Origin of the sequence: Haladaptatus sp. SPP-AMP-3, assembly GCF_049568665.1 — an archaeon.
Classification (GTDB): domain Archaea; phylum Halobacteriota; class Halobacteria; order Halobacteriales; family Haladaptataceae; genus Haladaptatus; species Haladaptatus paucihalophilus.
In genome coordinates this window covers 56656-83211 of record NZ_CP145902.1, presented here as the reverse complement: position 1 = coordinate 83211, position 26556 = coordinate 56656, and the positions used below count along the sequence as shown (strand labels likewise).

Here is a 26556-nt window from a genome sequence, read left to right as displayed (position 1 = left end):
TGGTGTCGGGGTTCGGGACGGATAATCGACGATCCGATTCTCGCGTCCTCACCCCGCGGCGAGTCACTCCGTCGCGGGGACGAACTTGAACCCGTATCTGACGATTCCCTCCTCCTCGTAGATGCGGCGAATGCGACCCGAGACGGACATACCGACCGCCACCTCGGTCGGGTCGACATCCGTGACCTGCGCGGTGATTCGCGGCCCTTCGTCGAGTTCGACGATGGCGACGACGTACCGGCCCTCCGCCTGCGCCTGTCCGGCGAACTCCGGCGGCGCACCACCCGGCGAGAGGACGGTATAGGAGTAGATGGTACCCTCTCCCGAGAGGTCGACCGCCTCGAACGCGTCGTTTCGGCAATCGGGACAGGCTCCCTTCGGGGGGAACGCGACGGTCCCGCAGTCGGTACAGCGTTCGCCCTCGAACGCCAATCGCTGCCCCACGGTTCGCTCGTACACCGGAATCGAGATGTGGGCACCCATCAGTTCGACACCGCCTGCAATCGCGCGTACTCGGCGTAACTCAACTCCTCGGTCGCGTCGAGTGCGGCACCGACGCCAGCCGATGCGCCCTCGTCTTCGACTCTATCGGTCGTCTCGAAGACGAACGCGCTCGCACCGTGGCCGTACCCGTATCCTGCGACGAGGATTCTGGAACCCGACTCCGCGGCGTCGAGGGCCGCGGCGAGACCGACGAGGGACGAGGCGACGCCCGCGAATCCCATGCGCTTGACGACGAACCCGGCACCCATCTGGTCGGCGTCGAATCCGAGTCGAGCGCCGCCGCGCCACGACATCTTCACGTCGTCCTGCGGAAACACCGCGTGGTCGATATCCTTGGCCGCGCAGTTCGCTTCGGCGAGGGCGTCGTCCACGACGGCCGAGAGCGCTTCCACGAAGCCCTCGGTCGTGTAGCCGCCGAGCGAGAGGTCGGTCACCTGCCCGTCCGTTCGGAACTTCGATGGAAGGTAGGCGTCCACGTAGTGAGCGCTTCCGACGCGGACCGCGAGCGGGTCGTCATCGACGACGAACGCCGCGGACCCGGCACCGAGGACGTGCTCTGCGTCCTCGTCTCGGGGGGCGTCTGGCGCATCGGATGCGACCACGAGGGACGACCCGAACGAGAGTCCGGTGTCGAGCGCTTCGAGGCCTGCCTTCCACGAGTTGCCGAACTCCAGCGTCCGGCGTGCACCGTCGATACCGAGCGCCCGCGAGAGCGGTCCACTCGCTAACGACCCCGACTGCGGGTTCGACGCGGTGGCGAACGCGAGCGTCTCCGTGCCGCCTCCATCGACCGCTCGCCCCGACTCCGTGGCCATCGTGATGGTGTCTTCGTCGTAGGCGAGGACGGTCTTGCGGTCGATTCTCGCGGCGAATCGGCCCCAGACCTCCTCGTACGCCTCGGCGGTGACGTGGTAGGACGGAAGCGAGACGGCGTAGTCGGTTATGCCGACGCTCATGCGTCCACCTCGTAGATGAAGACGGTCGCCGCACCGCCGGACCCACCGACGTTGTGCGAGAGGGCGACGCTGCCATCGACCTGTCGTTCGCCCGCATCGCCGCGGAGTTGGTCGAACACCTCCGCGACCTGTCCGATACCGGTCGCGCCCAGCGGGTGACCCTTCGACTTCAGCCCGCCGCTCGTGTTGACGGGCAGGTCGCCGTCTCGTCGCGTCCGACCCTCGTCGATGAGTCGCCACCCCTCGCCGCGGTCGGCGAACCCGAGGTCCTCGTAGGCGAGGAGTTCCGCGATGGTGAAGCAATCGTGGACCTCCGCGAAATCGATATCGGCCGGCGTTAGTCCCGCGCGGTCGTAGGCGTCGCTCGCGGCCTCGCGGACCGCCGAGAGCGACGTGATGGTGTCCCGGTCGTGGAGCGCGAGGTGGTCGCTGCCGCCGCCGAACCCGGTGATGTACACCGGATCGTCGGTGTACTCGTGCGCTTCGTCGGCCGGGACGACCATCGCACAGGCCGCGCCGTCGGTCGTCGGGCAGGCGTCGTAGAGGTTCAGCGGATCGGCGATCTCCGGCGCACCCTGTGCCGTCTCCAGCGAGACTTCGCGCTGGAACTGGGCTTTGGGATTCACCGCGCCGTTCTCGTGGTTCTTGACGGCGACCTTCGAGAGGTGCTCGTGTTCGGCATCGGTCTCGTGGAGGTATCGCTGGGCGGCGATGGCGTAGACGCCCGCGAAGGTCATGCCCGCGAGACGTTCGTACTCGGTGTCGCCGCTGACGCCCAGCCAGTACTTCGACCGGTCGCCGCTGAGGTCCAGCATCTTCTCGACCCCGCCCGCGAGGACGGCATCGCTCGCGCCCGACCCGACGGCGTGAACCGCGTCGAGCAGGGCGAAGCCGCCGGAGGCGCAGGCGTTTTCGACGCGCTGGACCGGCAACCCCGTCAGTCCGAGGTGCGACGTGAGCGACGCGCCCGTGATGCCGAGTTGGTAGCCGCCGACGCCGAGACTGCCGACGTAGGCTCCGTCGAGGTCGTCCGCGTCGAATCCGCGGTCGACCGACTCGACCATCGCGTCGTAGGCCGATTCGAACAATTCCTTGATGCCAGCGTCGGGGTGTTCCCCGTAGGGACTCTGGCCCGCACCGACGAGTGCCACGTCGCGCACTAGTCGCCACCACCAGTGTAGATGCCGTCGGGGTCGAGTTCCTCGCGGATGAGTCGAATCTCCTCGTCGTCGGGGGTCGGCGTCTCGGTCACGTCGTCGGCGAACTGGACCTCCCAGCCGGTGGCCTCCTGTACTTCGTCGCGGGTGACGCCGACGTGAAGCGTGTCCACGTACATCTCCCCGCTGTCGTCGAATTTCATCACGGCCTTGTCGGTGATGACCGCCTCGGGGCCGCCGCGGAGTCCCATCTCCTCGCGTCCTCCGACGTACCCCGGCGAGGTGATAAAATCGACCTCCTCGGGGAATCGGCGCCTCTGGTGAGGGGTGATGATGAGCGTCCGGTGGGCGTTACTGGAGATTTCGCAGGCCCCACCGCTCCCCGGAAGCCGTACCTTCGGGTCGTCGTAGTCGCCGATGACGGTCGAATTGATGTTACCGCGCTTGTCGATCTGTGCGCCGCCGAGAAACCCCACGTCGATGCGGCCGGACTGCAGATAGCGACTGAAGCCCTCGTACATCGGGACGATGCTTCGCGCTCCCGTTGCGAGAACCGGGTCGCCGATGGAGAGCGGGAGCGCGTCGGGGTTCGAATCGACGGTCCCCGATTCGTATATCATCTGGAGATCCGGCGCGTGCGTCCGCTTGGCGAGGTTACACGCGAGGTTCGGGACGCCGACGCCGACGAGAACGGTGTCGTCGTTCCGCAGTTCGAGCGCCGCGCGCGTTATCATCAGTTCCGTGTCGGTGTAGTCGAAATCGCTCATGCGTATCGCCCCATGTCGATGGGTTCGGCGTAGTCGCGGGTCGGTTCGAGGTCCAGCAGGCGCTCGGCACCGAGTTTCTCGACGTACTCGCGGCGGTCCTCGACGCCGTAGACCCACTCGTCGAGCCACTCTCGGGTGGACTCGTGCGTCTTCGACATCTCGTCCCATTCGAGATACGCGGCGTTGTCGCGGCCGTAGTAGCCCTGCGTGTAGGACGGATGCGACCCGTAGGGCGCTTCGACCACGTAATCGACGACTATCCCCGGAATTTCGGTCCTGTTGGGGTCGCTTCGGAGCGTCTCGGTGTCCACGATTTCCTCGACGCAGACGACGACGGTATCGGCGGCAAAGGCAGCGTCGACTACATCGCCGGTGATGCCCCAGAGGTGCGCGTCTCCCTCGGGACTCGCGCGCTGTCCCCGAACGATGGATACGTCGGGATTCAACGGCGGGACGACGCAGACCTGCTCGTCGGGGGCGAACGGATTCTGGACGGTTCGGATACTGTCGTTGTGCTCCGGGAGACTCGACCCGACGAGGCTCCGAAGGGGAACGAACGGCATGTCCCGCGCGCCAGCGAAGAGGCGCGAGACGAGGCCGAAGTGCGAATACTCGTCGATGGTTATCTCGTTCGGAACGCCGTCCTCGACGGCGCGCCGGAAGGCTCGAAGACTCCCGACGCCGGGGTTGCCCGCCCACGAGAAGGTGACCGCCGATGCGCATCCGGCGGCTATCATCTGGTCGAAAACGAGGTCCGGTGTCGCCCGCATGAGGTGGAGATCCTCGTACTCCTGTCTGATTATCTCGTGGCCCGCGGCGAAGGGAATGAGATGCGTGAACCCACCGAGGTAGACGCTATCCCCGTCGTCGACAGCACCCGAGATCGCGTTCGCCAAGTCTGTTACCTTCGTCATCGTTGCCCAGGTTTGTAGTAGTCCTATATTTATCTTCTCCTCACGAGAGTAGTTACAAATCAAGACGCGATATTTTGATTCTATAGCAATGTGTGAGGCTGTCGGCAGTCGTCGTAGCGGTGGTGCGCGTACAAGGGTGGAAGGAAAGCGACGTGAGAGAAAAGGGAAGGAGAACAGCGTGAGAGCAGACGAAAAGGAAGGAGCGGGGACGAGAAAGAAAGCGGAGAGGTACGAGGTCGGTTTCGAATGACGGCTCGTCGAGAACGAACGTCGAGGCTCAGGAACGGAGCGCTTCGAGGTCCTCGTCGTCGTAGTTGACGAGGAGGCGGGGTTCATCCTTGAACGTCTTGAGGACGATGTTCGTGGCCGAGTGAGCGACCCCATCGGTGTGGATGATGTCGTCGATGAACTGCTGGAGGTGGTCGTGGTCGCGGAGGTGGGCGATGAGGATGAACGACTTCTCACCGACCATGAAGTACGCCGTCTGGACGCCGGAGATGTTCGAGAGACGCTCGCCGATGTCGTCGTATCCGGGACCGTACTCGCTCTTTATTTCGCTGATGACGGTGAGGTTCAGTCCGAGTTCCTTCCGGTCCAATTGCGGTACCTTCCCCGTGACGATGCCCTGCTCGCGGTACTTCTCTATGCGGTAGTAGACCGTCGAGGGACTGATTCCGAGTTTGTCGCTCAGTTCGTCGACGCCAAGGTCCACGTCGCCTTCTCGGTCCAACCAGCGGAGTATCTCGAAATCTTTCTCGTCGAGGTTCACGTCGGCCATGATTGTAGTAAGTCGAATAGAATACATAAATGCTTTCCAATTTGTTGAGTTTCCTTCGATAGTTGTCGAGCAGTGGTCGCGGACGGCGGTCGTATCCGGGACTCACTCGCGCTACGGCGCGAGGACGTCGCCTCTCCCCGCGCTCAGTCCGTATTCGACAAAATAGACCAATAATATACACCCAGATTGCTAACTGGTGCAACCTTTTCCCAATAATTTAATACCCACCACAACACACCCCGTGCCATGAGCAAGCAAGACAATCGGTCAGTAGAGGGACCAAACATCGTGACGGACCTGCCCGGCGCGAAGGCGAAGCGACTCGTCGAGGCGGACGGCGAAGTCGTCTCGCCGAGTTCGCCGCGGGCGTACCCGCTCGCCGTCGAGAGTGCGCGCGGACTGAACGTGACCGACGTGGACGGCAACCGCTTTTGGGACTTCGCCAGCGGTATCGCGGTGACGAACGTCGGCCACCGCCACCCGAAGGTCGTGGAGGCGGCGAAGGACCAACTCGACGTACTGGTCCACCCGGCGTTCTGCGACTACTACTCGCCGGAGCCGACGCGACTGGCCGAACGGCTCGAAGCGATTGCCCCCGGCGACTCCCCGAAGAAGGTGTTCTTCGGCAACAGCGGTGCGGAGGCGGTCGAAGCGGGGATGAAACTCGCGCGCCACCACACGGGTCGCCACCGATTCATCGCCTTCGAGGGCGGGTTCCACGGGCGGACGATGGGCGCGCTTTCGCTCACCGCGAGCAAGACGAAGTACAAGCGCGGGTTCGGACCGCTCGTCCCCGGCGTGGACCACATTCCGTACCCGAAGCCTAGGAAGTACGGTAGCGGCGAGGCCGCGATGGAAGCGACGTTCGACGCCCTCGAGGACCTGATTCGAACGCGCGTTCCCGTGGACGAAATCGCGGGTATCGTCGTCGAACCCGTACAGGGAGAGGGAGGCTACGTCGTGCCACCGGAGGGATTCCACCGGCGCCTCCGCGAGTTCGCGGATGACCACGGGATCCTCCTCATCGCCGACGAAGTGCAAGCCGGATTCGGCCGCACCGGCGAGTGGTTCGGGATGGACAACTGGGGCGTCGAACCCGACATCACCCTGATGGGGAAGGGCATCGCCAACGGCCTCCCGATGTCCGCGATGGTCGCCAAAGAATCGGTGATGACGTGGGGAGCGGGAACGCACGCGAGCACGTACCACGGAAATCCCGTGGCCGCCGCCGCCGCGAACGCCGTCATCGACGTCATCGAAGAGGAGAACCTCCTGGACAACGCGACCGAGGTCGGCGCACACTTGGTGGACGAACTCGACGCGCTCGCGGAGGAGTTCCCGCAAATCGCGGAAGTGCGCGGCCTCGGCTTGATGATCGGTGCCGAATTCGTCGACCCCGAGACGGGCGAACCCGACGGCGGCCTCTCCGAGGCGGTCATGCACACCGCGTGGGAACACGGCCTGATGATTCTCCCGTGCGGCCAGAGCACGGTCAGATTCGCGCCGCCGCTCACCATCACGAAAGAACAAGCCACGGTCGGTGTCGAACTCTTCGGCGAGGCGCTCGCGGAGGCGCTGGAGTAATTCATCTCATCTATGTCTTCCGACACCACCACCGACACAGCCGACGGTATCGCAACCGAGATAGACCCCGACGCGACGGTCGAGTTGCTCCAGGACATCGTTCGGATTCCGAGCCCGTTCTTCGAGGAAGCAGCGGTCGCCGCGTACATCTTCGACTGGTTGGACCAACGCGACCTCGACCCCGAGTATCACGCGGTCTCCGAACCGGCCATCACCGGTTTCGAGGGGAACAACGTCGTCGCCCGTCTCGAAGGCTCCGACCCCGACGCGCCGACGGTCCTCCTGAACGGGCACATGGACACCGTCCAGCACGTCGACGGGTGGGAAGAAGACCCCTGTTCGGGCCGCATCGAGGACGGCAAACTGTACGGACAGGGTGCGTGCGACATGAAAGGCGGCCTCGCCTCGCTCCTCGTCGCCTTCGAGGCGCTCTCGAGGCGCGACCTCCGCGGCGACGTGATCCTCACGGCGGTCGTGGACGAAGAGGGGCCGTTCGGCCTCGGCACCGACGCAACGATTCGAGACGGTCTCACCGACGACTGCGACCTCGCCGTCGTCACCGAACCTGCGCCGACCATCACCCAACGGACCATCGAGAACCCGGCCATCGTCCTCGGCGCGCGCGGCCGCTTCCTCTACGAGGTAACTGTTACCGGGACGGCCGCACACGGGTCGCAACCGGACATGGGCGTGAACGCCGCGCTCGACGCAGCGCGTCTCGCAGCGGCCTTCGAAGGGATGGAACTCGGCCAGCACCCGAAACTCGGGTCCGGTTCCGTCTGCCTGCTCTCCATCGAGGGCGGTGGCGAACCGCTCTCGGTCCCCGACCGCTGTGAGATGGAGATAGACCGCCACGTCGTGCCCGGCGAGACGGCCGAATCCGTCCTCGCGGACGCGGAGCAACTCGTCGCCGGCCTCGACTTGAAGAGCGACGTAGACGTTTCACTTCGGGAGACGCCGGAGCCGGACATGTACTTTCAGCCCTACGTGACCGACGAGGACGACCCGCTCGTGCGACCGTTCTTCGAGAGCATCCGCACGCTGTTCGACACCGACCCCGACGTGGGCTACTTCTCCAGCATCGGTGATTTCAATCACCTCGGCGGCCGCGCCGGGATTCCGACCGTCATCGTCGGACCCAGCGGCGCGAACGTCCACGGGACGGGCGAGTACGTCCAACTGGACGAAGTCGTCGAAACCGCACAGGTCGTCGCCGACGCGACGAGTCAGTTGGTGGAGTGAGCGTCTGGAGCAATCAGGGCGTTCGGGGTGACTGATGCCTCATGTCTCCCGCTCACGAAACACGTCGGTGAAGCCATCGAACCGCGAGAGCCGAACCGCGTCGTAGTAGTCCGTCGGATTTCCGCGAAGGAGCTGTTCTGCGACGACGTGTCCGATGACCGGCGCGAGTTGGATACCGGCGGCGTTGAATCCCGTGACGTATAAGCCGTCCATCTCGGTCCACCCGGCTATCGCACCGCCGTCGGGTGTCAGCGAGCGAACGCCGACCCACTCGTCCGCGACGCGTGCGCCCTCGGTCCACGGGAAATACGCCTCGACCACGCGCCGAATCTTCTCGCGGAGGTCCGCGGGGACCACAGTCGGCGCGTCATCGGGGTCGATATTGCGCCCAGCCTCGTCGTACCCGCCGGGGTAGTGGCCCGCAAAGACGGTTCCGTCGGGTTGCTGACGGAAGTAGACGCCGCTCTCGGCGTGTTTGACGCTGAAGGTGTCGTACGGGACGCCAGCGGGCGGGTCGAAGATGAGAATCGGGCCGAGGGTGTGTCGAATCGGGAGGTCGAGGCCGACCAATCCCGCGATACGGGTGTTCCACGGTCCGGCCGCGGCGACGACGGCGTCGAACTCGCGGTGCTCGCCGTCGGCGACGAGACCCGTAACGGAGCCGTCAGCCGTCGTCACGGTCTCGACTTGAGTGCCTATCTCGAAAGTCACACCTCGATTCTGCGCTCGTGCGACGAACTCCGCGGCGAGTTCGGTCGCGTCGAGAAATCCGATGTTCGGACGGTACAGTGCACTCTCGACGGCGGACGTGTCCAGTCCCGGATGGAGGAGTTCCGCGTCGAGTCTGTCGCCGGGAACGTACTCGACCGGTCCGTGGGCACACTCGCGGGCCTCGGCTCGTAGTTCCCGGGCCGTCTCCGGTGTCGAAGCGATTTCGAGGCGTGGTGCGAGCGTGTACGGCGAGTTCATCCGCGGGGCCTCGAAGAACTCGTTGTAGAGACGAACGCCGTACGCTTTGAGGCGACGATACGCCGGCGGTTCATCGCCCCAGAGGCCGCAGAACGCTCCCGAGGCGGCCGTCGTCTCGCCCGCGAGTTCACCCTGTTCGAAGACCGTCACGTCCGCGTCGGCCGTCTCGCCGAGGTGGTACGCGACGCTCGAACCGACGATTCCGCCACCGACTACCGCGATTCGTGTCGTTTGCATGGAAGTGGTCGCTACGCCGACCCGGATGGTCGCGCGGCTGTCTCGTAGTCGTAGATGGAGAGGCATTAACAATGCTTCCGATTATTCGGCACAAGATAGGAGAGTCTATAGACTGAGCTACGTATTCTATAAGCAAACAGCAACAACCGCGGTCGTAACCGGATGCCCTCGTCGGCGAGGAGGCGGCGAATCTCCGGAGCATACTCGGATTCGGCGAGCGATTTGTGGGACAGCCCAGATTCAACCCACTCCATTAATCGGCGTGCCATTTTAGAATTTAGACGAAAGAATTATCCAAATGTTCTACTGTGACCACCATGACACGAAAATTTTAAGTATTGGTAATGGGATTGCCCGATAGAGTATGATAGAGAAACTCAACCGCCGTTCGTTCCTGAAATCCACCGGGACGACGGCGGCAATCGGTTCTTTGGCCCTGGCAGGGTGCACGGAGAACGAGGGGACGAAAGACGGCTCGTCCTCCGGCGATGAGGAGATGACCGATACGCTGAAATTCTACTCGTGGGGAGGGTCGACCCAAGAGGCCCTCAACAAGCACGTCATCGAACCGTTCGAAGAGGAGTACGACGTCACGGTCAAGCAGTCGAGCTTCGGCGGGCAGGACAAGATGCTGGCCAACGTCCGGTCGAGTCCGGAAGGCTCCTACGACATCATCATGCCCTCGACCGCGAGTTCCTACGCGGCGGCGAAGCAGGGCCTCGTCGAACCGCTCCGTCTCGACAACATCGAGACGTGGTCGAACCTCATGCCGGTGTTCAAGGACTTCATCGTCGACCCCGGCGAGGAGATTCACACCGCCCCGCTGTACTACGGTACCATCGGGATGGCCTACAACACCGACCACGTCGACGATTCCAACGACCTCTCGTGGGACATGACCTTCGACCAGCAGTTCAAAGGCAACGTCGCCATGGAGGGCGTCCCGTACATCCGAACGTTCACCACGGCGCTCAAACTCGGCATGGACCCGAACAAGATGGCGGGCGACGCCGGGTCCTACGAGGACGGCGTGCAGAAGGTGTACGACGCGATGGCCGAACAGCACAAACTCGTCAAGAAGTACTGGACGAGCGGACAGGAACTGACGTCGCTGTTCTCCAACGAGACCGCCTACGTCGGCGAGGCGTGGGGCGGTCGCATCCTCTCGCTTCAGGACGAAGGGTACGACAACCTCAAGTACGGTATCCCGAAGGAAGGAGCCATGGGCTGGACGGACACGCTCGCCATCGCTAAGGGTTCGAAGAACCGGTACACCGCAGAGAAGTTCATCGAGTTCGCCTACCGCGACGACGTCATCAAGAACCTCGCACCCGAAATCGGGTATCCGCCAGCGACGAAAGTCACCTCGAGCGACATCAAGGCGCTTCCGGACTTCGATTCGTCCGGCGGTGAGAACCTGAAATTCCAGGATATGAAGTTCAAGAACGAACACCAACAAGAGTGGTCCCAAACGTTCGAGCAGATCAAGCTTGGGAACTACTGAGCCGTCTCAGACAGCGGTTTATATTCAAATACACGATTACCCCCCGAAATAACATGAGCTACGTACAAATCTCCGGTGTTACGAAGCGGTTTGGTGACGTACTTGCGGTCAATGACGTCAGTTTCGAAGCCGAGCGCGGTGAGTTCGTCTCGCTTCTCGGTCCGTCAGGGTGCGGCAAAACGACGACGCTCCGTATGATTGCCGGACTCGAAACGCCGACGTCGGGAACCATCGAAATCGGTGGTGAGGTGGTGACCGAACAACCACCCTACGAGCGCGACATCGGCATGGTGTTCCAGCACTACGCGCTCTTCCCGCACAAGACCGTCGGCGAGAACGTCGGATTCCCGCTGAAGATGCGCGGCGTCGATAAAGAAGAACGGCGAACCCGTGTCGAGGAAGCGCTCGAGATGGTCCGACTGCCCGGCATGGTGGACCGCTCGCCGACCGAACTCTCCGGCGGCCAACAACAGCGCGTCGCCCTCGCACGGGCGCTCGTGTTCGAGCCGAACGTCCTCTTGATGGACGAACCACTCTCCGCGCTCGACCGCGTTCTCCGACAGAAAATGCGCATCGAACTGGAACGCATCCAAGAGGAGATCGGCATCACGACCATCTACGTCACCCACGACCAGATGGAGGCGTTTTCGCTGTCCGACCGCGTCATCGTCCTCGACGGCGGCGAGTTGTCCCAACAAGGCAGCCCGCTCGACATCTACGAGAACCCGCAGTCGGAGTTCGTCGGCGAGTTCATCGGTCAATCGACCAAACTCGCGGGGACGGTCAGCACCGGAGACGACAGTGTCACACTCCAGACCGACTCCGGCCTGACGCTCGAATCGACCGAACAGACGCTCTCGCCGAACGACCCCGCGCTGGCCTTCCTCCGCGCGGAGAAACTCAGCATCTCGAAGGAATCAACCGGGGCCGCGAACGAACTGTCGGCGACGGTGACGACGATGAGTTATCTCGGCGAGAAGACGCTGTTCTTCTGTACCCTCTCGACCGGCGAGGAGGTAACAGTCGCTGAACACGGCTTCACCGGCGTCGAAGAGTACGAGTCTGGAGACGAGGTGTTCATCACGATTCCGGCGGAAGAACTCCTCCTCGTAAACGACACGCCCGAGAGAGAACCCGCATGAGTAGCGAGCAAGAGTCGTTCGGAAACGGTGTTCAGTCGGCCTCGACGGGAACCGACGGCCTCCGCGAGCGGGCGTTCGAAATCAGGACCGCGATACTTCGGTCCGGCCCCGTCACCGGCGCGTTCGACCGAATCAAGCGGCACGAGAGCATCCTCGCAAGCGTGCAAGCGGGCCTCGGCCTCGGCTGGATGTTCCTGTTCCTCTTCGCCCCGCTCCTGTACATTGTAACGCTGTCCTTCTGGCAGCGCGGCACGGGGGGCGTCATCATCCAGCAGTTCTCGCTGAGCAACTACGAGTTCATCCTGACCCAGAACGTCGACCTCGCAACGCTGACGTTCAACAACCTGTATCTGACCATCCTCTGGCAGTCCCTGAAGTACGGCGTGTTCGTCACGCTGGGCGCGCTCGCCCTCGGATACGTGCCCGCGTACTTCCTGGGTCGAACCGTCTCGAAGTGGAAGGCGGCGTTCCTCCTCCTCGTCGTGCTTCCCTTCTGGGTGCCGCTCATCATCCGGTACTACGCGTGGATTCTCGTCCTCGGGAACAAGGGCCTCCTCGTGTCGATGCTCGGGTGGGTCGGCATCGAGAGTGGCGGATTCCTCTACTCGGACCTCGCCGTCATCTCGGGACTCACGCAGGCGTTGCTACCGTTCATGATACTCCCGATATACAACAGCGTCAACGAGATAGACGACTCGCTCATCGAGAGCGCAAAGACGATGGGTGCGACGCCGCTGCGGGCGTTCTACGAGGTGACGCTCCCGCTGACGCTCCCGGGTATCAGCGCGGGTGTGATTCTCGTGTTCATCCTCTCGGTCGGGAGTTACATGGCACCGGCGCTGCTGGGTGCCCCGTCGAACACGATGGTCGCCAACCTCATCGAGACGACCTTCGGTCAGAACCTCGACTGGCCGCTGGCGAGCGCCATGGGCGTCGTCTACCTGCTCGTGTTGTTCGTCCTCATCAGCCTGTTCAACCGGTTCGTTGGCCTCGACGACGTGTTCGGGGGTGGTTCAGAATGAGCACCCGCGACGAACTCGGATGGAACGCAATCAAGGGAACGACCGGGTTAGTGTACCTGTTCCTCCTGTTCCCGCTCCTCGCGGTCGTCGTCATCTCGTTCCAACCGTCGAAGTTCCCGACGTTCCCGCCGGAGGGGTTCAGTCTCAAATGGTACGAGACGTTCCTCAACAGCGACCGGATGCTCACGGCGCTCAAGAACAGTTTCATCGTCGCGCTCGGCGCGTCGGTGTGTGCGGGCATCGTCGGCACCATAACCGCCCTCGGCTTCGTCCGGCGGTCGTTCCCCAAGAAGAACATCCTATCGAGCGTGCTCTTCCTGCCGATGATAATCAGCCCGGTCGTCATCGGCGTGGCGCTGACGGCCTTCCTCACGAAAATGGGGTTCCAGAAGAACTACCTGTTCCTCATCGCGGGCCACACGACGCTCGTCTTGCCCTACATTTTCGTCACCGTCAGAGCCCAACTCTACGGGTTCGACCAGTCGGTCGAGGAGGCCGCGATGACGCTCGGCGCGAACGAGCTGGAGACCTTCTTCGAGGTGACCCTGCCACTCATCGCGCCGGGACTCGCCGCGGGAATGCTCCTCGCGTTCGTCATCAGCTTCGGCGAGTTCACGGCGACCCAGTTCTGGGTCCAACCGGCGACCTCGACCGCGCCCATCGAGATTTACACGATGGTTCGCACCAGCATCACGCCGATGATCAACGCGATGGCGACGGTGCTGATGCTCATCACCGTGGCCGTCCCGCTCACCTTGGACCTCCTCCTCGGCAAGAACCTCATCCTCAAATCGGGACTTTGAGACGTCGCCGGGAGTTTTCGTTTTCGCACTGGTGGGACGAAAAGAGGTGTGTATCTTTCGTGCGACTACCTATTTCTCGTCCCAGCCGTGGCGACCCAAACGTCGTCGGTAGGAACAGGAGTCACCGAGATAGCAATCACAGTACTGGGAGCGTTTGATGAACTCACTGCCCCGAATCGCATTGATTCGCTATCGGAGAGACGAATATTAACTACTCTCTTTCGGGGTTCTTCGAAAATATCGGTTCGAGACGCCCCCAGTAGTCACTGAAACGCAACCATCGCGTAGGAAGCGTAACGCTTCGGAACGTGGTCAGCGTATCTCAACGAATAGCGTCACGTTCGAACTCTGTCCGAGGGTTTACCTATCGCGTCCGCGAATTTGGTAGTACGAATGGTCTCGAATGGGACGTCACCGCTCTCCCCACTCGCCCAAGAAGCACTCGATGCGCTCGCGACCGCGCTCCCGGACGAGAGTGAACTTACGTACGAGCAAGCGTACGCGATTCTGAAGGATGAAGAAGATCTTGAGCGGCCTGCTGCCGAGGACATCGTTGAACGGCTCTACATGAAGGGGCATCTCTATGAGGTCGAGGGTAAGCTTCGACTCACTGATTACGAAGCTGAATAGTGAGGGGTAGTCGGCGATCTCAAACGTATCTCCCCACCGGGACTAAATCGCAGTGATGGCTTCTCCAAGAACGTCGCAGAAGTCGTCGGGATATCGTCGATTCCTTGCATCATCGGCGGTCCTACTGGCGCTGTCAATCAGCAGTCGACGGGAGTAAGCTCCTTCGTATACAGTGAATCGTTGTTCAGATCTTTGAGAGTCACCGTCAAGACGTCCGACTGACCATCGACGTCGACCTGTCCGAAGAACTGAAGCCCGTCACTTGGCGGGAGGTTCGCTTCCCCCTCTGGTGGACTCTTCTCGAAGACGACCGTCGGTCCGAAGGTGTCATCGAGTTCGTTCGGTCCGAACGTCCCGGCGTGAAGCGGTCCTGAGACGAATTCCCAGAATGGGTCAAACTCGGAGAACGACGCTCGCTTCGGGTGGTAGTGATGGGCCGCTGTGTAGTGAACGTCCGCCGTTACCCAGACCACATTCCGGATATTTTCCGATTGCATGAATGAGAGTAATTCCTTGATTTCGAGCTCTCTTCCCTTCGGTATTCCGCTGTCCGCGTTTGCGGCGGCTTCATACTTATCACCGTCAGTGACCACGAGACCGATCGGCATGTCCGCCGCGATGATTTTCCACGTCGCCTCGGATTCCGAGAGCGCGTCTTTGAGCCAGCTCATTTGCGTATCGCCGAGGAAGTCCGTTTTCGGCCCCGATTCAGTCTGCGTGTTTTCCGTATTCGGGCCTCGATAGCTCCGCATATCGAGCCGAAATACCTCTAACGAGGGACCGTATGGGAAATTTTGATAAATCGCATCGTCCACATCATCTCGAGGGCGAACGGGCATATAGTCGAGAAATGCCTGCTGACCACGTGCGGCGAGCAAGTTCACGCTTTTAACGTCGTGCGGGTCGTCCGCCGGTAGCTTCTCGTTCGGATACCAATTGTTGAGGATTTCGTGGTCGTCCCACTGTGGAATCATCGGCACTTCGGAGACGAATGCTCGATAGTGGTCATCTCGGAGATTGTATCGATAGTTTCCACGGAATTCCGCAAGTGTGTCGGCAACGTCGGACGTCGCTTCGGTAACGACGTTCTGCCAAACGCTACCATCGTCAAGTTCGACACGTTCTTCGAGCGGCCCGTCCGCGTATATCGCGTCACCCGAGTGGATGAAGAAGTCCGGGTCCGTTTCACGCATCGATTCGAACGTCCTCATACCTCCGAAATCAGGGTCGATTCCCCACCCCTGTCCGGCAACATCCCCACCCCAAACGAAGCGGATATCGGTTCGGTCGGTCGGAGGCGTTCGAAACGACCCTTCAACTGGATCGCTTCGAGTCCCTGGATTTCGAAGACTTTCGAACGTCACTCGGTAATAAATTTCTTCGCCTCGAGGGAGTCCCTCGATGTCCATCGTTGCAGTATAGTTACTGTCCGCTAACGCCGTCGGTCCACGGATTGTCCGTTTCTCGGAGAAGTCCTGCTCGGTCGAGAGATGAAGAAACATCCGTGCTGGCTCACTTGCCCGGCTCCAGATGAGGGCTCTGTCCTCGACGATATCTCCGATTTGTGCACCGGATGGTGCTGCAATTACGTCTCTAGAATTGGGGTCTTCCCGCGCGTCTCTCGGCTGTTCGGCTATCGTTGCTCCGGTTAGCATCGCTCCGCCGAAGGCTGCAGCAGCGGTCGTCCGCATCGCATCTCTTCTAGTTACGTTGTCCAGCATCGTTGTTTGACATAATGGCCGGTAATAATATAGTCCTTTATAAGTGTGAACAATACACCTATGTTCCCCACCGAAGCCGTACGAATGTTCGCGGCGATACAGGACGGGAAATCAAGCAGTGCAAGAGGATGCTCGGAAATCGATGATCCGCGCGTCCAATGAGGCTAACCGTACCGTGAACCTCGATGTTCCGCGTCCGGGAACTCGTTCTCAGCGGAAGCGGAACGACGGCCACCGAGAAAGCTCGAGAACAGAAACGGTGAGAAGTTCGGATGAGAAATATATGCGCTCCCGAGGGAGTGACCACTAGCTCCCCCAGATTTTACATAATAGAGTTTGTATTTGGGAGGCCGTATAAACAAAAGTTACTGTAACTATCGTCGGTCAACAGTCCACTCCCGAATGAGCCGACGAACATGACCGAGTGAGTAGGAAACGCCGTACTCGTCCTCGATATGATTCCGAACGAGTTCGGGTGTCCAGTCGGTGGCGTCGTATCCCGATTCGCTTGGTTCCTCCGTCAAATCCCGTCGAAGCACGGTTCGCTCCTCTCGGTCGAGTTTCGTGGGACGACCGGGACGGTCGTCGTCGTGAATCGCGGATTCGAGCGGTTCCGTACCGACTCTATCGAGCCAATAGTACAGCGTCGATGTCGGGATACCGTAGAGTTCGCTCTGTGTAGAAATAGAGATACCACCGTCGTACGCTAATGCGACCATCAGCCGCTTTGCGGCCTTCGGATCCGACACATCTGCAAGTTCGTCCCGCAGTACCTCGGCTGACACGTCCGTGAGTTTGTCCATGGTGGATGACTGTCGCTGCCCGAATAAAAATACAACTATTTCTGATTATCAATGACCGCCGAGTGCGGGTCGTCGTTTCTCGAATCGGAGTCCAGACCCGGGAGGAGTCGACCGGACAACGAACCGTTCGGGTGGCGTCTCCGCTGACGGTTGTGAAACGAACGGAAATCAGGGGCGTACGTGAGCAACCTCGCGGTAGCGTGGATTCTACGGCGAACAGACCGCCCGATTCAGGATACAGTCTCTGTGGTAGCAACGATGAATCACGATGACGTCGGCTGAATACGCTCCGACACCGGCTCACTCGGTGTCGTCGTTCTTTGTTCCATGGACACCAGTCTCTCTAAGCCGGTCTATCTCCTCGTCCGAGTATTCCAGTTTTCGCAAAATCGTACGGTTGTGTTCCCCGAGCGTTGGCGGCGGGTCGCTAAATCCACTCTCTGCATACTTGTACCGGAGCGGATGCTCGATAACGGGAACCGTTCCGAGTTCGGGATGCTCGATTTCGACGAGCGCGTCACGAGCCTCGACTTGTGGATTGTTGAGCGCTTCTTTGACGGTGAACACCGGCCCAGCGGGAACACCGGCGTTCTCGACGAGAATATCGATCCACTCGTCGGTACCCTTCGTCGAGAGCGTCTCTTCGAGTTCATCCTCGAGCGCACTCATGTTCTGTACACGGTCGGCGTTCGTCTCGAAACGCTCGTCTACTGGAAGATCCGGTCTGTCTAACGCTTCGCACAGTTCGTGCCAGAGCTTCTGGTTCAAACACGCGATGTTGATGTAGCCGTCGGCCGTTCTGAACGACTGGTACGGCGCGAGCACCGGGTCCCTCGTCCCCATTCGCTCGGGGGATTCGTCCGCGAACACCTTTCCCGCCTGCTTCGTGAGCCACGGAAGGGTCGATTCGAGCATTCCGAGGTCGATATACTCACCCTCCCCCGTGATTTCACGCCTGTAAAGTGCGGTAACCGTTCCGAACGCACCCCACATCGACGTGATGAGATCAGTCATCGGAAGCCCCACTTTCACCGGTTGTCGCCCCTCTTCTCCGGTGACATCCATTATTCCGCTCATTCCCTGTATCAGGAGGTCGTAGCCCGGACGCTCGCGCCACGGCCCGGTCTGTCCGAACGCGGAAATGGCCAGATAGACGATTTCGTCGTTGTACTCGGATATCGTATCGTAATCGACATCGAGGCGCTCAGCCGTCCCCGGACGATAGTTCTGAATGAAAACATCCGCCTCCTCGGCCAATCTGTAGAGCGTTTGCTTCGCGTCATCGTTTTTCAAATCCAGTTCTATGCTCCGTTTTCCGTAGTTCACCGTCCAGAAGTAGGGTGATTCGCCATTTATGAATGGGGGACCCGAGTGACGGTTATCGTCACCGACCTCGGGTCGTTCTATTTTGATGACTTCTGCACCTTGGTTTGCGAGCATAGCGGAGCAAAATCCACCGGTTACAAACGTCGACAGATCGATAACTGTCGTTCCCTCTAGAATTCTCTTGTTCGTGGTCACGACTATATCGTATTACGACAGCGACTGGGCATAGTGTTTTCTATCGCCATTCTGTCACGTTTGCACGGTAAGCTTTACGGCCGTGCTAGAAGAACTTCCGACCGAGCAGTATGTGCACAAATGTAGCCATCATTGGCGGGTCAATGACTAAATTTGGCCAGCGGGACGCTTGGATTCGAGAATTGCTCGCGGAAGCCGGTGAAAAATGTCTGCGAGACGCCGGGGTTCCACCGTCGACCATCGATCACGTTTACATCTCGAACATGGCGAGCGGCGAGTTCGAAGGACGGACGGGAGTGATGAACGCGTTGGCGCATGATTTGGGTCTTCTGCCTGCCTATAGCCAGCGTATCGACCAAACGAGTGCGAGCGGCGGTGCAGGAATGTACGGAGCGTGGCAATCGATCGCATCCGGTGCAAGCGAAATGACGTTGTTAGTCGGCGGCGAAAAAATGACGCACACGGATACCGCCACCTCCACGGATGTGATCGCGTCTATCACGCATCCCGACGAGTACAAACACGGTGCCACGCTCCCGTCGTTCGCGGGGCTGACCGCGAGGACGTACCTCGATCGATTCGACGCCGCGCGCGAGAGTCTTGCGAAGGTCGCCGTGAAAAACCACGCGAACGGTGTCGACAACCCGAAAGCACAGTTCCGAAAGCGTATCGACGTCGAAACCGTGTTGGAGAGCCCGATCATCGCGGACCCCCTCAGATTGTACGACTTCTGTCCGGTGAGCGACGGGAGTGCCGCTCTCCTGTTCTGCCCGGAATCGGTCGCGAAAGAGTACACCGACGAGTACGCCGTCGTTTCCGGTATCAGCGGTGCGACGGATACGCACGTGGTGCACGAACGGGCGGATCCGACGACGATGCGAGCCGTCGAAGCGGCCGGTTCGAACGCGTTTCGAATGGCTGACCTCACGCCCGATGACATCGACGTGGCCGAGTTACACGACATGTTCACCATCCTCGAACTACTGCAAATGGAAGCGCTCGACTTCGCGGAGACGGGTACTGCGTGGAAGCATATCGAGGACGGCCGGACGCAGAGAGGAGGGGAACTGCCGATCAATACGTCGGGCGGGCTGAAATCGAAGGGGCATCCGTTGGGGGCGAGCGGCATCGCGCAGGGATACGAGATTTACGAACAGCTACTCGGGAAAGCGGGGGCACGTCAGGTGACGGCGGAAACGGGACTCACGTGTAACCTCGGCGGGTTCGGGAACTGTGCGACGGCGGCAATTATGGAGGCGAAGTGATCATGGGATTCGACGCACACCGGTGTTCGAACGGTCATATCACGTGTCCTGGTCACCGATTGTGTCCCGAATGTGGGAACGAGCAGACGGAAACGATCGATCTCAGCGACGAAATCGGCGAAGTGGTGACGTGGACGACCAGTACGGCGACGCCACCCGGCGTTCGGAACCCGAACACGCTTGCTATCGTCGAGTTCGAAGTGGACGGAACCAGCGTTCGTGCGCTGGGCCAATCGACGACCGACGGAATCGAAATCGGTGACGAGGTCGAACCGGTCTACGTCGAGCGGCTCCGGGAGCCGGGTGCCGGGTTGAAACCGGAAGACTCGGATCAGGAGTGGGACGGGTATCGATTTCGACCGGCGTGAGAAGTTCGGTTTTCGTTTGGACGGGCGAAGCATTCGACCCCGGATATCGGTTCACACGACGTTTCCATCTCGAAAACGGTCTCGATACCGCCGTCAGTGTGGGAGTACGGGTAGTTCGATATGGGTCGGACGTTCGCGGTCGTGGTAGAGCGTGTTATCGGCGACTTCGAACCGCCTCCCGTCGTACAGACCACCGCCCGTATTTGCGTTGACGTCGTACCGCGGGAAGTTCGAGGAGGAGATATCGACCCGAATCCGGTGGCCTTCTTTGAAGACGTTCGCGGTCGGATACAGTTCGAGTTCGTACTCGTACACCTCGCCGGGTTCGATGAGGGCTGGCTCCGCTCTGTGACCGCGGTACCGGGCCCGACAGATAGAGTCGGTGAGGTTGAGGGCGAATCCGTCGGTGAAGTCCTCGGTCGGCGGATATTCGTCGATCAGTTTCGCGGTGAAATCCGTGTCCGGCGCCGTACTGGAGGCGTAGAGTCGTACCCGTACCGGGCCAACGATTTCGAGGTCCGTTTCCAGTTTCTCCGTCCGGAACACGACGACATCGTCACGGCGTTCGAGCGGTCCGTACGGAGGGTCGGCACCGAAGGTACTCGCGCGGGTCCGTTGGTCGTACCCGCCGCTTCCCGTGATGTTCACGAGATACCGTTCTTCGAGCGGGTATTCGAGAATCGACTCATCGCGTTGCTCGTATGTGACATACGAAGAACAGTTGCCGCCGATAGTCGGTACCGGGTCCCGTGGGTTGAACGAATACGTAGTTTGCGCCGAGCGAACCGTCGGCTCCGTACGGGTGAGCGACCCATCGGGCTGCGCGAAAAATTTCGTGGGCCGCGCGTCGGGAAGAGGCCACTCCTCCGCCGTGGCCCACTCACCACCGTGGAGGAGGCGGTCACCAGCACATCGGGTCCCGTCGCCCGTTCCCATGCGGAAGTATCGAACCGGCGGTTCGTGCCACGTATCCCGCCCTTTGAGGTAGTGTTCGAAGAAACGCAATCTCGTCTCCTGATAGTCTCGAAACGACCGGTCCCCGAACTCGATTTCGCCGGAGTAGGTTTTGTTCCACGAGGAAAGCGGGTACTCGTTCCACCCGTGGGTCCACGGTCCCACGAGGAGGAATTGGTCGGACGATTTCAGGTCCGAGAGAGCTTCGAAATTATTGCAAGTGCCTATCGTATACGAATCGTACCACGCGCCCGAATACACGGTCGGAACGTCCGCCATCTCCTCGTAGTACGATTCGAAGTTTATCCCGGGCGAGGACCACCGCTCGTCGCTGGCACTCCCCGTGGTGAGCATATCGAACAGCCACTCCTCGTATTCGGGCAGATGCTTGAGCGCGGACTGCCCTCGCTTGACGGGTCCCCCGGACAGTACGTCTCGAACGTCGACGTTCGCCAAGTGCTCTTGGAGCGCCGAATTTCGGAGCGCCCGTTTGGCGAATCCACCGCCGAGCGTGAACGCCCAACAGAGCCATCGGAGTTCGAACGCCCCGTGATGTCGGAGCGTTGCCTTCCGTCCGTTCGCTGGCCCCTGATTGACGAACATCGCTTCGAGATGCGGCGGGTTCTGCGTTGCGAGCGCGCTCTGTACCCACGCACCGTACGACGACCCTACCGTCCCGACCCGACCGTTGCAGTACTCTTCGTTCGCCAGCCACTCGACGGTGTCGTAGCCGTCTTCCGGCTCGTCGACAAACATCTCGAACGTCCCCTCGCTGTTGAATCGCCCGCGACAGTCTTGGATGGCTACGACGTATCCGCGTTTTGCGAACCACTCGCCGTGACGCGTCATTTCCCCCCGCTTGTTGTACGGAGTTCGACTCAGGAGCGCCGGTTTCGGCTCGTCGAGCACCGCACCGTCCTTCGCGGGTCGGTACACGTCGGTCGCTAACTCGACGCCGTCACGCATCTCCACCATCACGTCCAGTTTCGTGTGAACCTCGAACGAGGGGTCAGAATCCATACGCATAGATGAGGCACAACTACACTTAAAATATATCCACGGTTCGCGGCGTGTCCCGTCACCCGAACGGTGAGTTCGACGGCTTCGTGGAGCGTCGAACGCTGTAAAACTCGCGCGTGGGGGGACAAATACGGCCGACAGCGGTTACGCGAGAATCCGTTTCGGATTCTCGTACACTACCTGCCGAATCGTCTCGACGTCGAGTCCCATGCGATACATTTCGAGAATCGTTCGCTTGAACGCGAACACGTCGCTCCGGAGCACCCCCGCGCTATCGGTTTCGACGAGGATACGATCCGGCCCGTACTCCGCGACCACCTCGGCGACGTGGTGGGGGGAAACCCCGAGGAGCCACGGATAGCTGACCGTGAAACTCAGATAGCAATCCGTGTTCTCCAAGACGTACGGTGCGATCTTCTTGTCGGCGTGGGAGAGCACCATCCGGTCGTCGGGGAGGCCCGCCTCGTCCTTCAGTTCGATATCGATCTCCACCGCCTCCCGCTTCGGATTCTCCGCGGTCAACACGGGCTCTTGCTGGAGGGCGAGTTCCAACTCGTATCCAGGAACGTCTCCTCGGACCCGGTCGGGAAACTCGACATCCCTGAGATCGGCGGGCGTGTGCAGTATCGCCGGAAGGTCGTGGTCGGCCGCCACTTCGAGTTGCCGTCTGGTGACCTCTTTTTGCTCTTCGAGGGACCACCCGGCGACGTGCTGTGACTCCGTGATCCCGATTTCGCCGACCGCCGCGACTTCGTCGAGGGCACAGTACTCCGGGAGGACCGCGAGGAGTTCCTCGTAGTTATCCACGCGAGCACCGGTGTGAACGCCGACACCGATCTTCGCGTCGATCAGGTGCGACTGGCGGATCGGTGAGAGTCGATTGAGCGCATCGTCCCAGAGATACCGGATGTCGTCGGCCTCGACCGGCTTGTACGGCGTCCAATAGTACGCGGCCGCCATCATCACCATCGACTCGCACCCGCTCAGTGAGAACTTCTCACGGTCGTTCCACGACAGGGTGTGTGCGTGGTTGTGGATGTCTATCCACGGCATGCTGCTCAATTCGGTCGGAATTCGGTCCGCTGCCTCGCTGTACTCCGCGTCCGTCGGACGCCGGGTCGGGTACGTTCCCATGGTTGCTTACCCAATGTAGCGGCACCCGTTTGTAAGTTCCCCGAGACCCTCGACGCCGACGGTCATCGTGTCCCCGTCTTCGAGGAGGACCTGCGGGTCGCGGAAGTAGCCGACGCCGTCGGGCGTTCCGGTGAATAGCAGGTCGCCCGGAGACAGGGTGAACGCCCGACTGCAGAACGAGACGAGTTCCGCTATCGGAAAGATCAGGTGTTTCGTGTTGGAGTCCTGCAACCGTTCACCGTTGACCTCGGTCCAGATGTCGAGATTACCCACGTCGTCTACCTCGTCCGGGGTGATGAGATGCGGGCCGATAGGTGCGAAGGAATCCAGACTCTTCCCCCTGACCCACTGCTCGTCAGCAAGCTGGAGGTCGCGGGCCGAGACGTCGTTTCCGATGGTGTATCCCGCCACGTAGTCGAGGGCATCGTCCTCGCTCACGTTGCGCGTCCGTTTACCGATGACGACCACCAGTTCGCCTTCGTAATCGACCGCCTCGGTCAGTTTCGGGTCCCACTCGACCGGATCGTCCGGTCCCACGATGGTCCGCGGGAATTTGGAGAACACCATCGGAGAATCCGGTGTGTCTTGATCACCCTCCTCCGCGTGCTCCATGTAATTCAGCCCGATGGCGACTATCTTCTCCGGTTCGGTGATCGGAGCCGCCGGTACGACATCGGAGTGGGAACGCACCACATTTCCGGTCTCCTCGGCGTACGCCGTCGCAAGTTCGACTTTCTCACGCCAGTTCCACGTCTCGATGATTTCGCGGAGATCGGACGGGAGCGTAACGCCCGACTGCCTGCCCGCTTCGTTCAAATCGACGATTCCATCATCGACGACGCTACCTGCCCACGGCTGTTCGTCCTCGCTCGTTCGAAATTGTCCGAGTTTCATGTGTGTCTACCTGTATTCGAGTCAATCGTATCGATCAGAACAATCCGACGTTGGCGGCGTACGCCCACGTCTCACCTCCGACGGCCAAGAGAACGAGCGTGCCTCCGAGCAAGCCGACGTTCTTCAGGAAGTGGTTCAGCTCGTTCTGTCGGTCCTCACCGGACAGACTCCAGAAGTCGTGGAACAACGCCGTTGCGACGATGAGGAACACCGCGAGAGCGCCCGCGGAGATCACCGGATAGATTCCGACGATGATTCCGATGGATGCGAGGACCAATACCACTCCCGACGAGATGACGGATAACGACGGAGCGGGAATTCCCTTGTACTCCGAATATCCGACCCGGCCCTCGTAGTCGACGAAGTGGTTGTATCCGTTGTACAGAAACATCCCACCGAGGAGCAATCGCCCTGCCAACAGGAACTCGCCTTCAAGCGCCATTCCGGACCACCGTTTCGGATTTATCAGCATTCGATGCACTCACCGTTCGATTATTAATTGTGGACATCAAGATACGGTATGAAGGATTGGTTTATAGCTGTTTGGAATCTTGCTATTTTCTCTGCAAGGTGGCCCGCGCACGGACGCCAACCATCCATCTGCGGACGCGTTGGTAGTAGACGCACGAAGGGCACCGAACACATCGGACGAACGATTGAATGATCGGGTATCGTAACACGTTGTGAAGCCTCACCATCGGGATTAAGTATGGTGGCGGTTTTACCTAGCGACGATGCGAATAGGATGTTTCAGTTCGAACAGCACCGACCAGTCGTGGTGTGGTTCCCGCACCTCGGACGGCGACGTAGTTGATATTCACGCGGCGGGGAAGAAGGCGGGAGTCGAGATTCCGCGACGGCTGTCGGACCTCCTCGAAACGTGGAACTGGAAGGAGAGAGCCTCCTTCGCCGTAGATTACGCGATGGAAAACGACGTGGGGCGCTACGACGTCGACGATCTCGAACGACACGCGCCGATAGGGAACCCCCGGAAAGTCGTGTGCGTCGGATTGAACTACAAGGAACACGCCGAGGAGGGGGAGAACCCGATTCCGGACGAACCGGTGTTGTTCTCGAAGTTCCCGACGACCGTTCGAGGGCCGGACGACGACATCACGTGGGACCCGGAGTACACGAAAGAAGTGGATTACGAGGCCGAGTTGGTCGTCGTGATCGGTCGCCGAGCCAAAGGAGTGAGCGCCGACGAGGCGCGAGACTACGTTGCGGGGGTCACCGTTGGGAACGACGTCTCCGCCCGTGATCTACAGCACGGCGATGGACAGTGGGTCCGAGGAAAAAGTCTGGATTCCTTCGCACCGACCGGCCCGGAACTGGTCACGCTGGACGAGATCGACGACGTGCACAACCTCGACATCTGGACGGAGATAGACGGAGAGCGGTTACAGGATTCGACGACCGCGAACCTCATCTTCGACATCGACGACCTCGTCTCGTTCTGTAGTCAGGCGTTCACGCTCGAACCGGGCGACCTGTTATTCACCGGAACACCACCGGGCGTCGGCGTGTACCGTGACCCGCAGGTCCTCCTCGACGACGGTATGACGGTCACCGTCGGTGTCGAGGGGGTCGGCGAGTTAACGAACACGTGTCGACACACCTGATTGGATTTGCGACGTGAAGATTATTCCTCCAAGGAAAAGACGTTCCGTGGATTTTCGAAGACGACTTGCCGGATGTCGCTCTCACTGATCCCCATCCGATAGAGGTCGAAAATCGTCCGCTTCACGGAAAAAACGTCCGTCCGGAGGACGTTCGCACAGTCCGTTTCGACCAGTATGCGGTCAGGCCCGTACTCACGAATCACCTCCGCGACGTCGGCAGCGGTCACACCTGTCAACCACGGATATCCGACGGTGAAGCTCAGATAGCACTCCGTCTCCTCCAAGAGGTACTCCGCGTTGTTCGGGTCCGCGTGCGAAGCGACGATCCGTTCTTCGTCCAGACGTGCGTCCTTGGCGGTCTGAACGTCGATTTCGACCGCTTCGAGCGCGGGATTATCAGCCGTGATGACGGGGGAGGATGCGAGGGACGCGTTCTTCTCGTATCCGGGGGTGCTGGCTCCGACGCGATAGGTCGGGCTATCACCGGTTCGCCGGTTCGGTGTGTGGAGGATAATCGGGAGGCCGTGTTCGTCAGCGAGTTCCATCTGCGCCTGAACGACCGCCCGCTGTTCGTCTATCCCCCACGCCTCGACGTGCTGGGATGGCGTGATACCGGTCTCGCCGAGCGCGACGACTTCGTCGAGTCGACAGTACTCGTCCATCGCGGCCAGCAACTCGTCGGGATTTTCGATTCGAACGCCGGTGTGAACGCCCACCGCGAGATCGGCGTCGAAGAAGTGGTTGTTTTCGATCGCTCGCCGACGATTGATGGCATCGTCCCACAGGAAGCGAACGTCGTCCGCGACCACCGGTTTATACGGGGTCCAATGGTATCCCGAGGCGACCATGACCATCGACTGACAACCCGAAAGGGCGTACCGTTCGCGGTCCTCCCACGAGAGCGTTTGTGCGTGGTTATGACAATCGATCCATGGGAGGTTGAGCAAGGAGGAGGGTAGATCGACCGTCTCATCGGGGAGATACTCCGCGTCGGTCGGTCGGCGAGTCGGATAGTTCGATGGCATACCGAAACGAGACGCTCATC

Annotated in this window: 25 protein-coding genes; 10 read left to right on the top strand and 15 right to left on the bottom strand. The window is 60.7% G+C overall.

Going from position 1 to position 26556, the window contains the following annotated elements; translation table 11 throughout:
• Window positions 1-63: 63 nt before the first annotated feature.
• From V5735_RS23295 to V5735_RS23270, 6 genes are all read right to left on the bottom strand, one after another.
• Window positions 64-483, bottom strand: a complete 420-nt coding sequence (locus V5735_RS23295; protein ID WP_423747475.1) for a Zn-ribbon domain-containing OB-fold protein — start codon at window positions 481-483, stop codon at window positions 64-66.
• The gene (locus V5735_RS23290) at window positions 483-1460 is read right to left on the bottom strand and encodes a hypothetical protein (protein ID WP_423747474.1); all 978 of its coding nucleotides are present in this window, start codon (window positions 1458-1460) and stop codon (window positions 483-485) included. Before V5735_RS23290 ends, V5735_RS23295 begins: the two co-directional genes overlap by 1 nt.
• On the bottom strand, window positions 1457-2620 hold the full coding sequence (locus V5735_RS23285; protein WP_423747473.1) for a thiolase domain-containing protein: 1164 nt from the start codon (window positions 2618-2620) through the stop codon (window positions 1457-1459). The genes V5735_RS23290 and V5735_RS23285 overlap by 4 nt, the downstream gene beginning before the upstream one ends.
• Entirely contained in the window at window positions 2620-3384 is a 765-nt protein-coding gene (locus tag V5735_RS23280; protein WP_423747472.1) for a CoA-transferase subunit beta, read from the bottom strand. The genes V5735_RS23285 and V5735_RS23280 overlap by 1 nt, the downstream gene beginning before the upstream one ends.
• Window positions 3381-4298: a CoA transferase subunit A gene (locus V5735_RS23275; RefSeq protein ID WP_423747471.1), complete on the bottom strand. Its 918-nt coding sequence runs from the start codon at window positions 4296-4298 to the stop codon at window positions 3381-3383. Before V5735_RS23275 ends, V5735_RS23280 begins: the two co-directional genes overlap by 4 nt.
• A gap of 277 nt (window positions 4299-4575) precedes the next feature.
• Complete coding sequence (locus tag V5735_RS23270) at window positions 4576-5076, bottom strand: Lrp/AsnC family transcriptional regulator (protein ID WP_007981301.1); 501 nt, start codon at window positions 5074-5076, stop codon at window positions 4576-4578.
• Window positions 5077-5322: 246 nt separating this feature from the next.
• Between V5735_RS23270 and V5735_RS23265 the strand changes: the two genes are divergently transcribed.
• Window positions 5323-6660: an acetyl ornithine aminotransferase family protein gene (locus V5735_RS23265; RefSeq protein WP_423747470.1), complete on the top strand. Its 1338-nt coding sequence runs from the start codon at window positions 5323-5325 to the stop codon at window positions 6658-6660.
• Between the two features lie 12 nt (window positions 6661-6672).
• Window positions 6673-7902: a M20 family metallopeptidase gene (locus V5735_RS23260; RefSeq protein WP_423747469.1), complete on the top strand. Its 1230-nt coding sequence runs from the start codon at window positions 6673-6675 to the stop codon at window positions 7900-7902.
• 39 nt (window positions 7903-7941) lie between these two features.
• On the opposite strand, the gene V5735_RS23255 is transcribed toward V5735_RS23260, so the two are convergent.
• Window positions 7942-9108 carry an NAD(P)/FAD-dependent oxidoreductase gene (locus V5735_RS23255; protein ID WP_423747468.1) on the bottom strand — a complete coding sequence of 389 codons (1167 nt, stop codon included), beginning with the start codon at window positions 9106-9108 and terminating at the stop codon, window positions 7942-7944.
• Window positions 9109-9472: 364 nt separating this feature from the next.
• On the opposite strand from V5735_RS23255, the gene V5735_RS23250 reads away from it, so the two are divergent.
• From V5735_RS23250 to V5735_RS23230, 5 genes are all read left to right on the top strand, one after another.
• Window positions 9473-10612 (top strand): ABC transporter substrate-binding protein, encoded by a 1140-nt coding sequence (locus tag V5735_RS23250; protein WP_423747467.1) that lies wholly within the window; start codon window positions 9473-9475, stop codon window positions 10610-10612.
• A 53-nt stretch (window positions 10613-10665) separates the two neighbouring features.
• Entirely contained in the window at window positions 10666-11754 is a 1089-nt protein-coding gene (locus V5735_RS23245; protein ID WP_423747466.1) for an ABC transporter ATP-binding protein, read from the top strand.
• Entirely contained in the window at window positions 11751-12776 is a 1026-nt protein-coding gene (locus V5735_RS23240) for an ABC transporter permease (RefSeq protein WP_423747465.1), read from the top strand. The genes V5735_RS23245 and V5735_RS23240 overlap by 4 nt, the downstream gene beginning before the upstream one ends.
• Window positions 12773-13579, top strand: a complete 807-nt coding sequence (locus V5735_RS23235; RefSeq protein WP_423747464.1) for an ABC transporter permease — start codon at window positions 12773-12775, stop codon at window positions 13577-13579. Before V5735_RS23240 ends, V5735_RS23235 begins: the two co-directional genes overlap by 4 nt.
• A gap of 393 nt (window positions 13580-13972) precedes the next feature.
• On the top strand, window positions 13973-14209 hold the full coding sequence (locus V5735_RS23230; protein WP_423747463.1) for a hypothetical protein: 237 nt from the start codon (window positions 13973-13975) through the stop codon (window positions 14207-14209).
• Between the two features lie 137 nt (window positions 14210-14346).
• On the opposite strand, the gene V5735_RS23225 is transcribed toward V5735_RS23230, so the two are convergent.
• The 3 genes from V5735_RS23225 to V5735_RS23215 form a co-directional block, all read right to left on the bottom strand.
• Window positions 14347-15900, bottom strand: a complete 1554-nt coding sequence (locus tag V5735_RS23225; RefSeq protein ID WP_423747579.1) for an alkaline phosphatase D family protein — start codon at window positions 15898-15900, stop codon at window positions 14347-14349.
• A 404-nt stretch (window positions 15901-16304) separates the two neighbouring features.
• Window positions 16305-16733: a helix-turn-helix domain-containing protein gene (locus V5735_RS23220; protein WP_423747462.1), complete on the bottom strand. Its 429-nt coding sequence runs from the start codon at window positions 16731-16733 to the stop codon at window positions 16305-16307.
• A gap of 300 nt (window positions 16734-17033) precedes the next feature.
• A complete protein-coding gene (locus V5735_RS23215) occupies window positions 17034-18260 on the bottom strand; it encodes a CaiB/BaiF CoA transferase family protein (protein WP_423747578.1) in 1227 nt (408 codons plus the stop codon).
• A gap of 104 nt (window positions 18261-18364) precedes the next feature.
• On the opposite strand from V5735_RS23215, the gene V5735_RS23210 reads away from it, so the two are divergent.
• A complete protein-coding gene (locus tag V5735_RS23210) occupies window positions 18365-19519 on the top strand; it encodes a thiolase C-terminal domain-containing protein (protein ID WP_423747461.1) in 1155 nt (384 codons plus the stop codon).
• Between the two features lie 2 nt (window positions 19520-19521).
• Window positions 19522-19887 (top strand): Zn-ribbon domain-containing OB-fold protein, encoded by a 366-nt coding sequence (locus tag V5735_RS23205; protein ID WP_423747460.1) that lies wholly within the window; start codon window positions 19522-19524, stop codon window positions 19885-19887.
• A gap of 93 nt (window positions 19888-19980) precedes the next feature.
• Here the strand turns inward: V5735_RS23205 and V5735_RS23200 are convergent, their stop codons facing one another.
• The 4 genes from V5735_RS23200 to V5735_RS23185 all read right to left on the bottom strand — a co-directional run bounded on the left by V5735_RS23200 (window position 19981) and on the right by V5735_RS23185 (window position 24331).
• Window positions 19981-21861, bottom strand: a complete 1881-nt coding sequence (locus V5735_RS23200) for a CocE/NonD family hydrolase (protein WP_423747459.1) — start codon at window positions 21859-21861, stop codon at window positions 19981-19983.
• 144 nt (window positions 21862-22005) lie between these two features.
• Window positions 22006-22995, bottom strand: a complete 990-nt coding sequence (locus V5735_RS23195; protein ID WP_423747458.1) for a TatD family hydrolase — start codon at window positions 22993-22995, stop codon at window positions 22006-22008.
• A 6-nt stretch (window positions 22996-23001) separates the two neighbouring features.
• Entirely contained in the window at window positions 23002-23889 is an 888-nt protein-coding gene (locus V5735_RS23190) for a fumarylacetoacetate hydrolase family protein (RefSeq protein WP_423747457.1), read from the bottom strand.
• A gap of 34 nt (window positions 23890-23923) precedes the next feature.
• On the bottom strand, window positions 23924-24331 hold the full coding sequence (locus V5735_RS23185; RefSeq protein WP_423747456.1) for a DoxX family protein: 408 nt from the start codon (window positions 24329-24331) through the stop codon (window positions 23924-23926).
• 292 nt (window positions 24332-24623) lie between these two features.
• Here V5735_RS23185 and V5735_RS23180 point away from each other — a divergent pair, with 292 nt between their 5' ends.
• A complete protein-coding gene (locus V5735_RS23180; protein ID WP_423747455.1) occupies window positions 24624-25511 on the top strand; it encodes a fumarylacetoacetate hydrolase family protein in 888 nt (295 codons plus the stop codon).
• 20 nt (window positions 25512-25531) lie between these two features.
• Here V5735_RS23180 and V5735_RS23175 read toward each other — a convergent pair whose 3' ends face one another.
• Window positions 25532-26536 carry a TatD family hydrolase gene (locus V5735_RS23175; RefSeq protein ID WP_423747454.1) on the bottom strand — a complete coding sequence of 335 codons (1005 nt, stop codon included), beginning with the start codon at window positions 26534-26536 and terminating at the stop codon, window positions 25532-25534.
• Window positions 26537-26556: the final 20 nt, after the last annotated feature.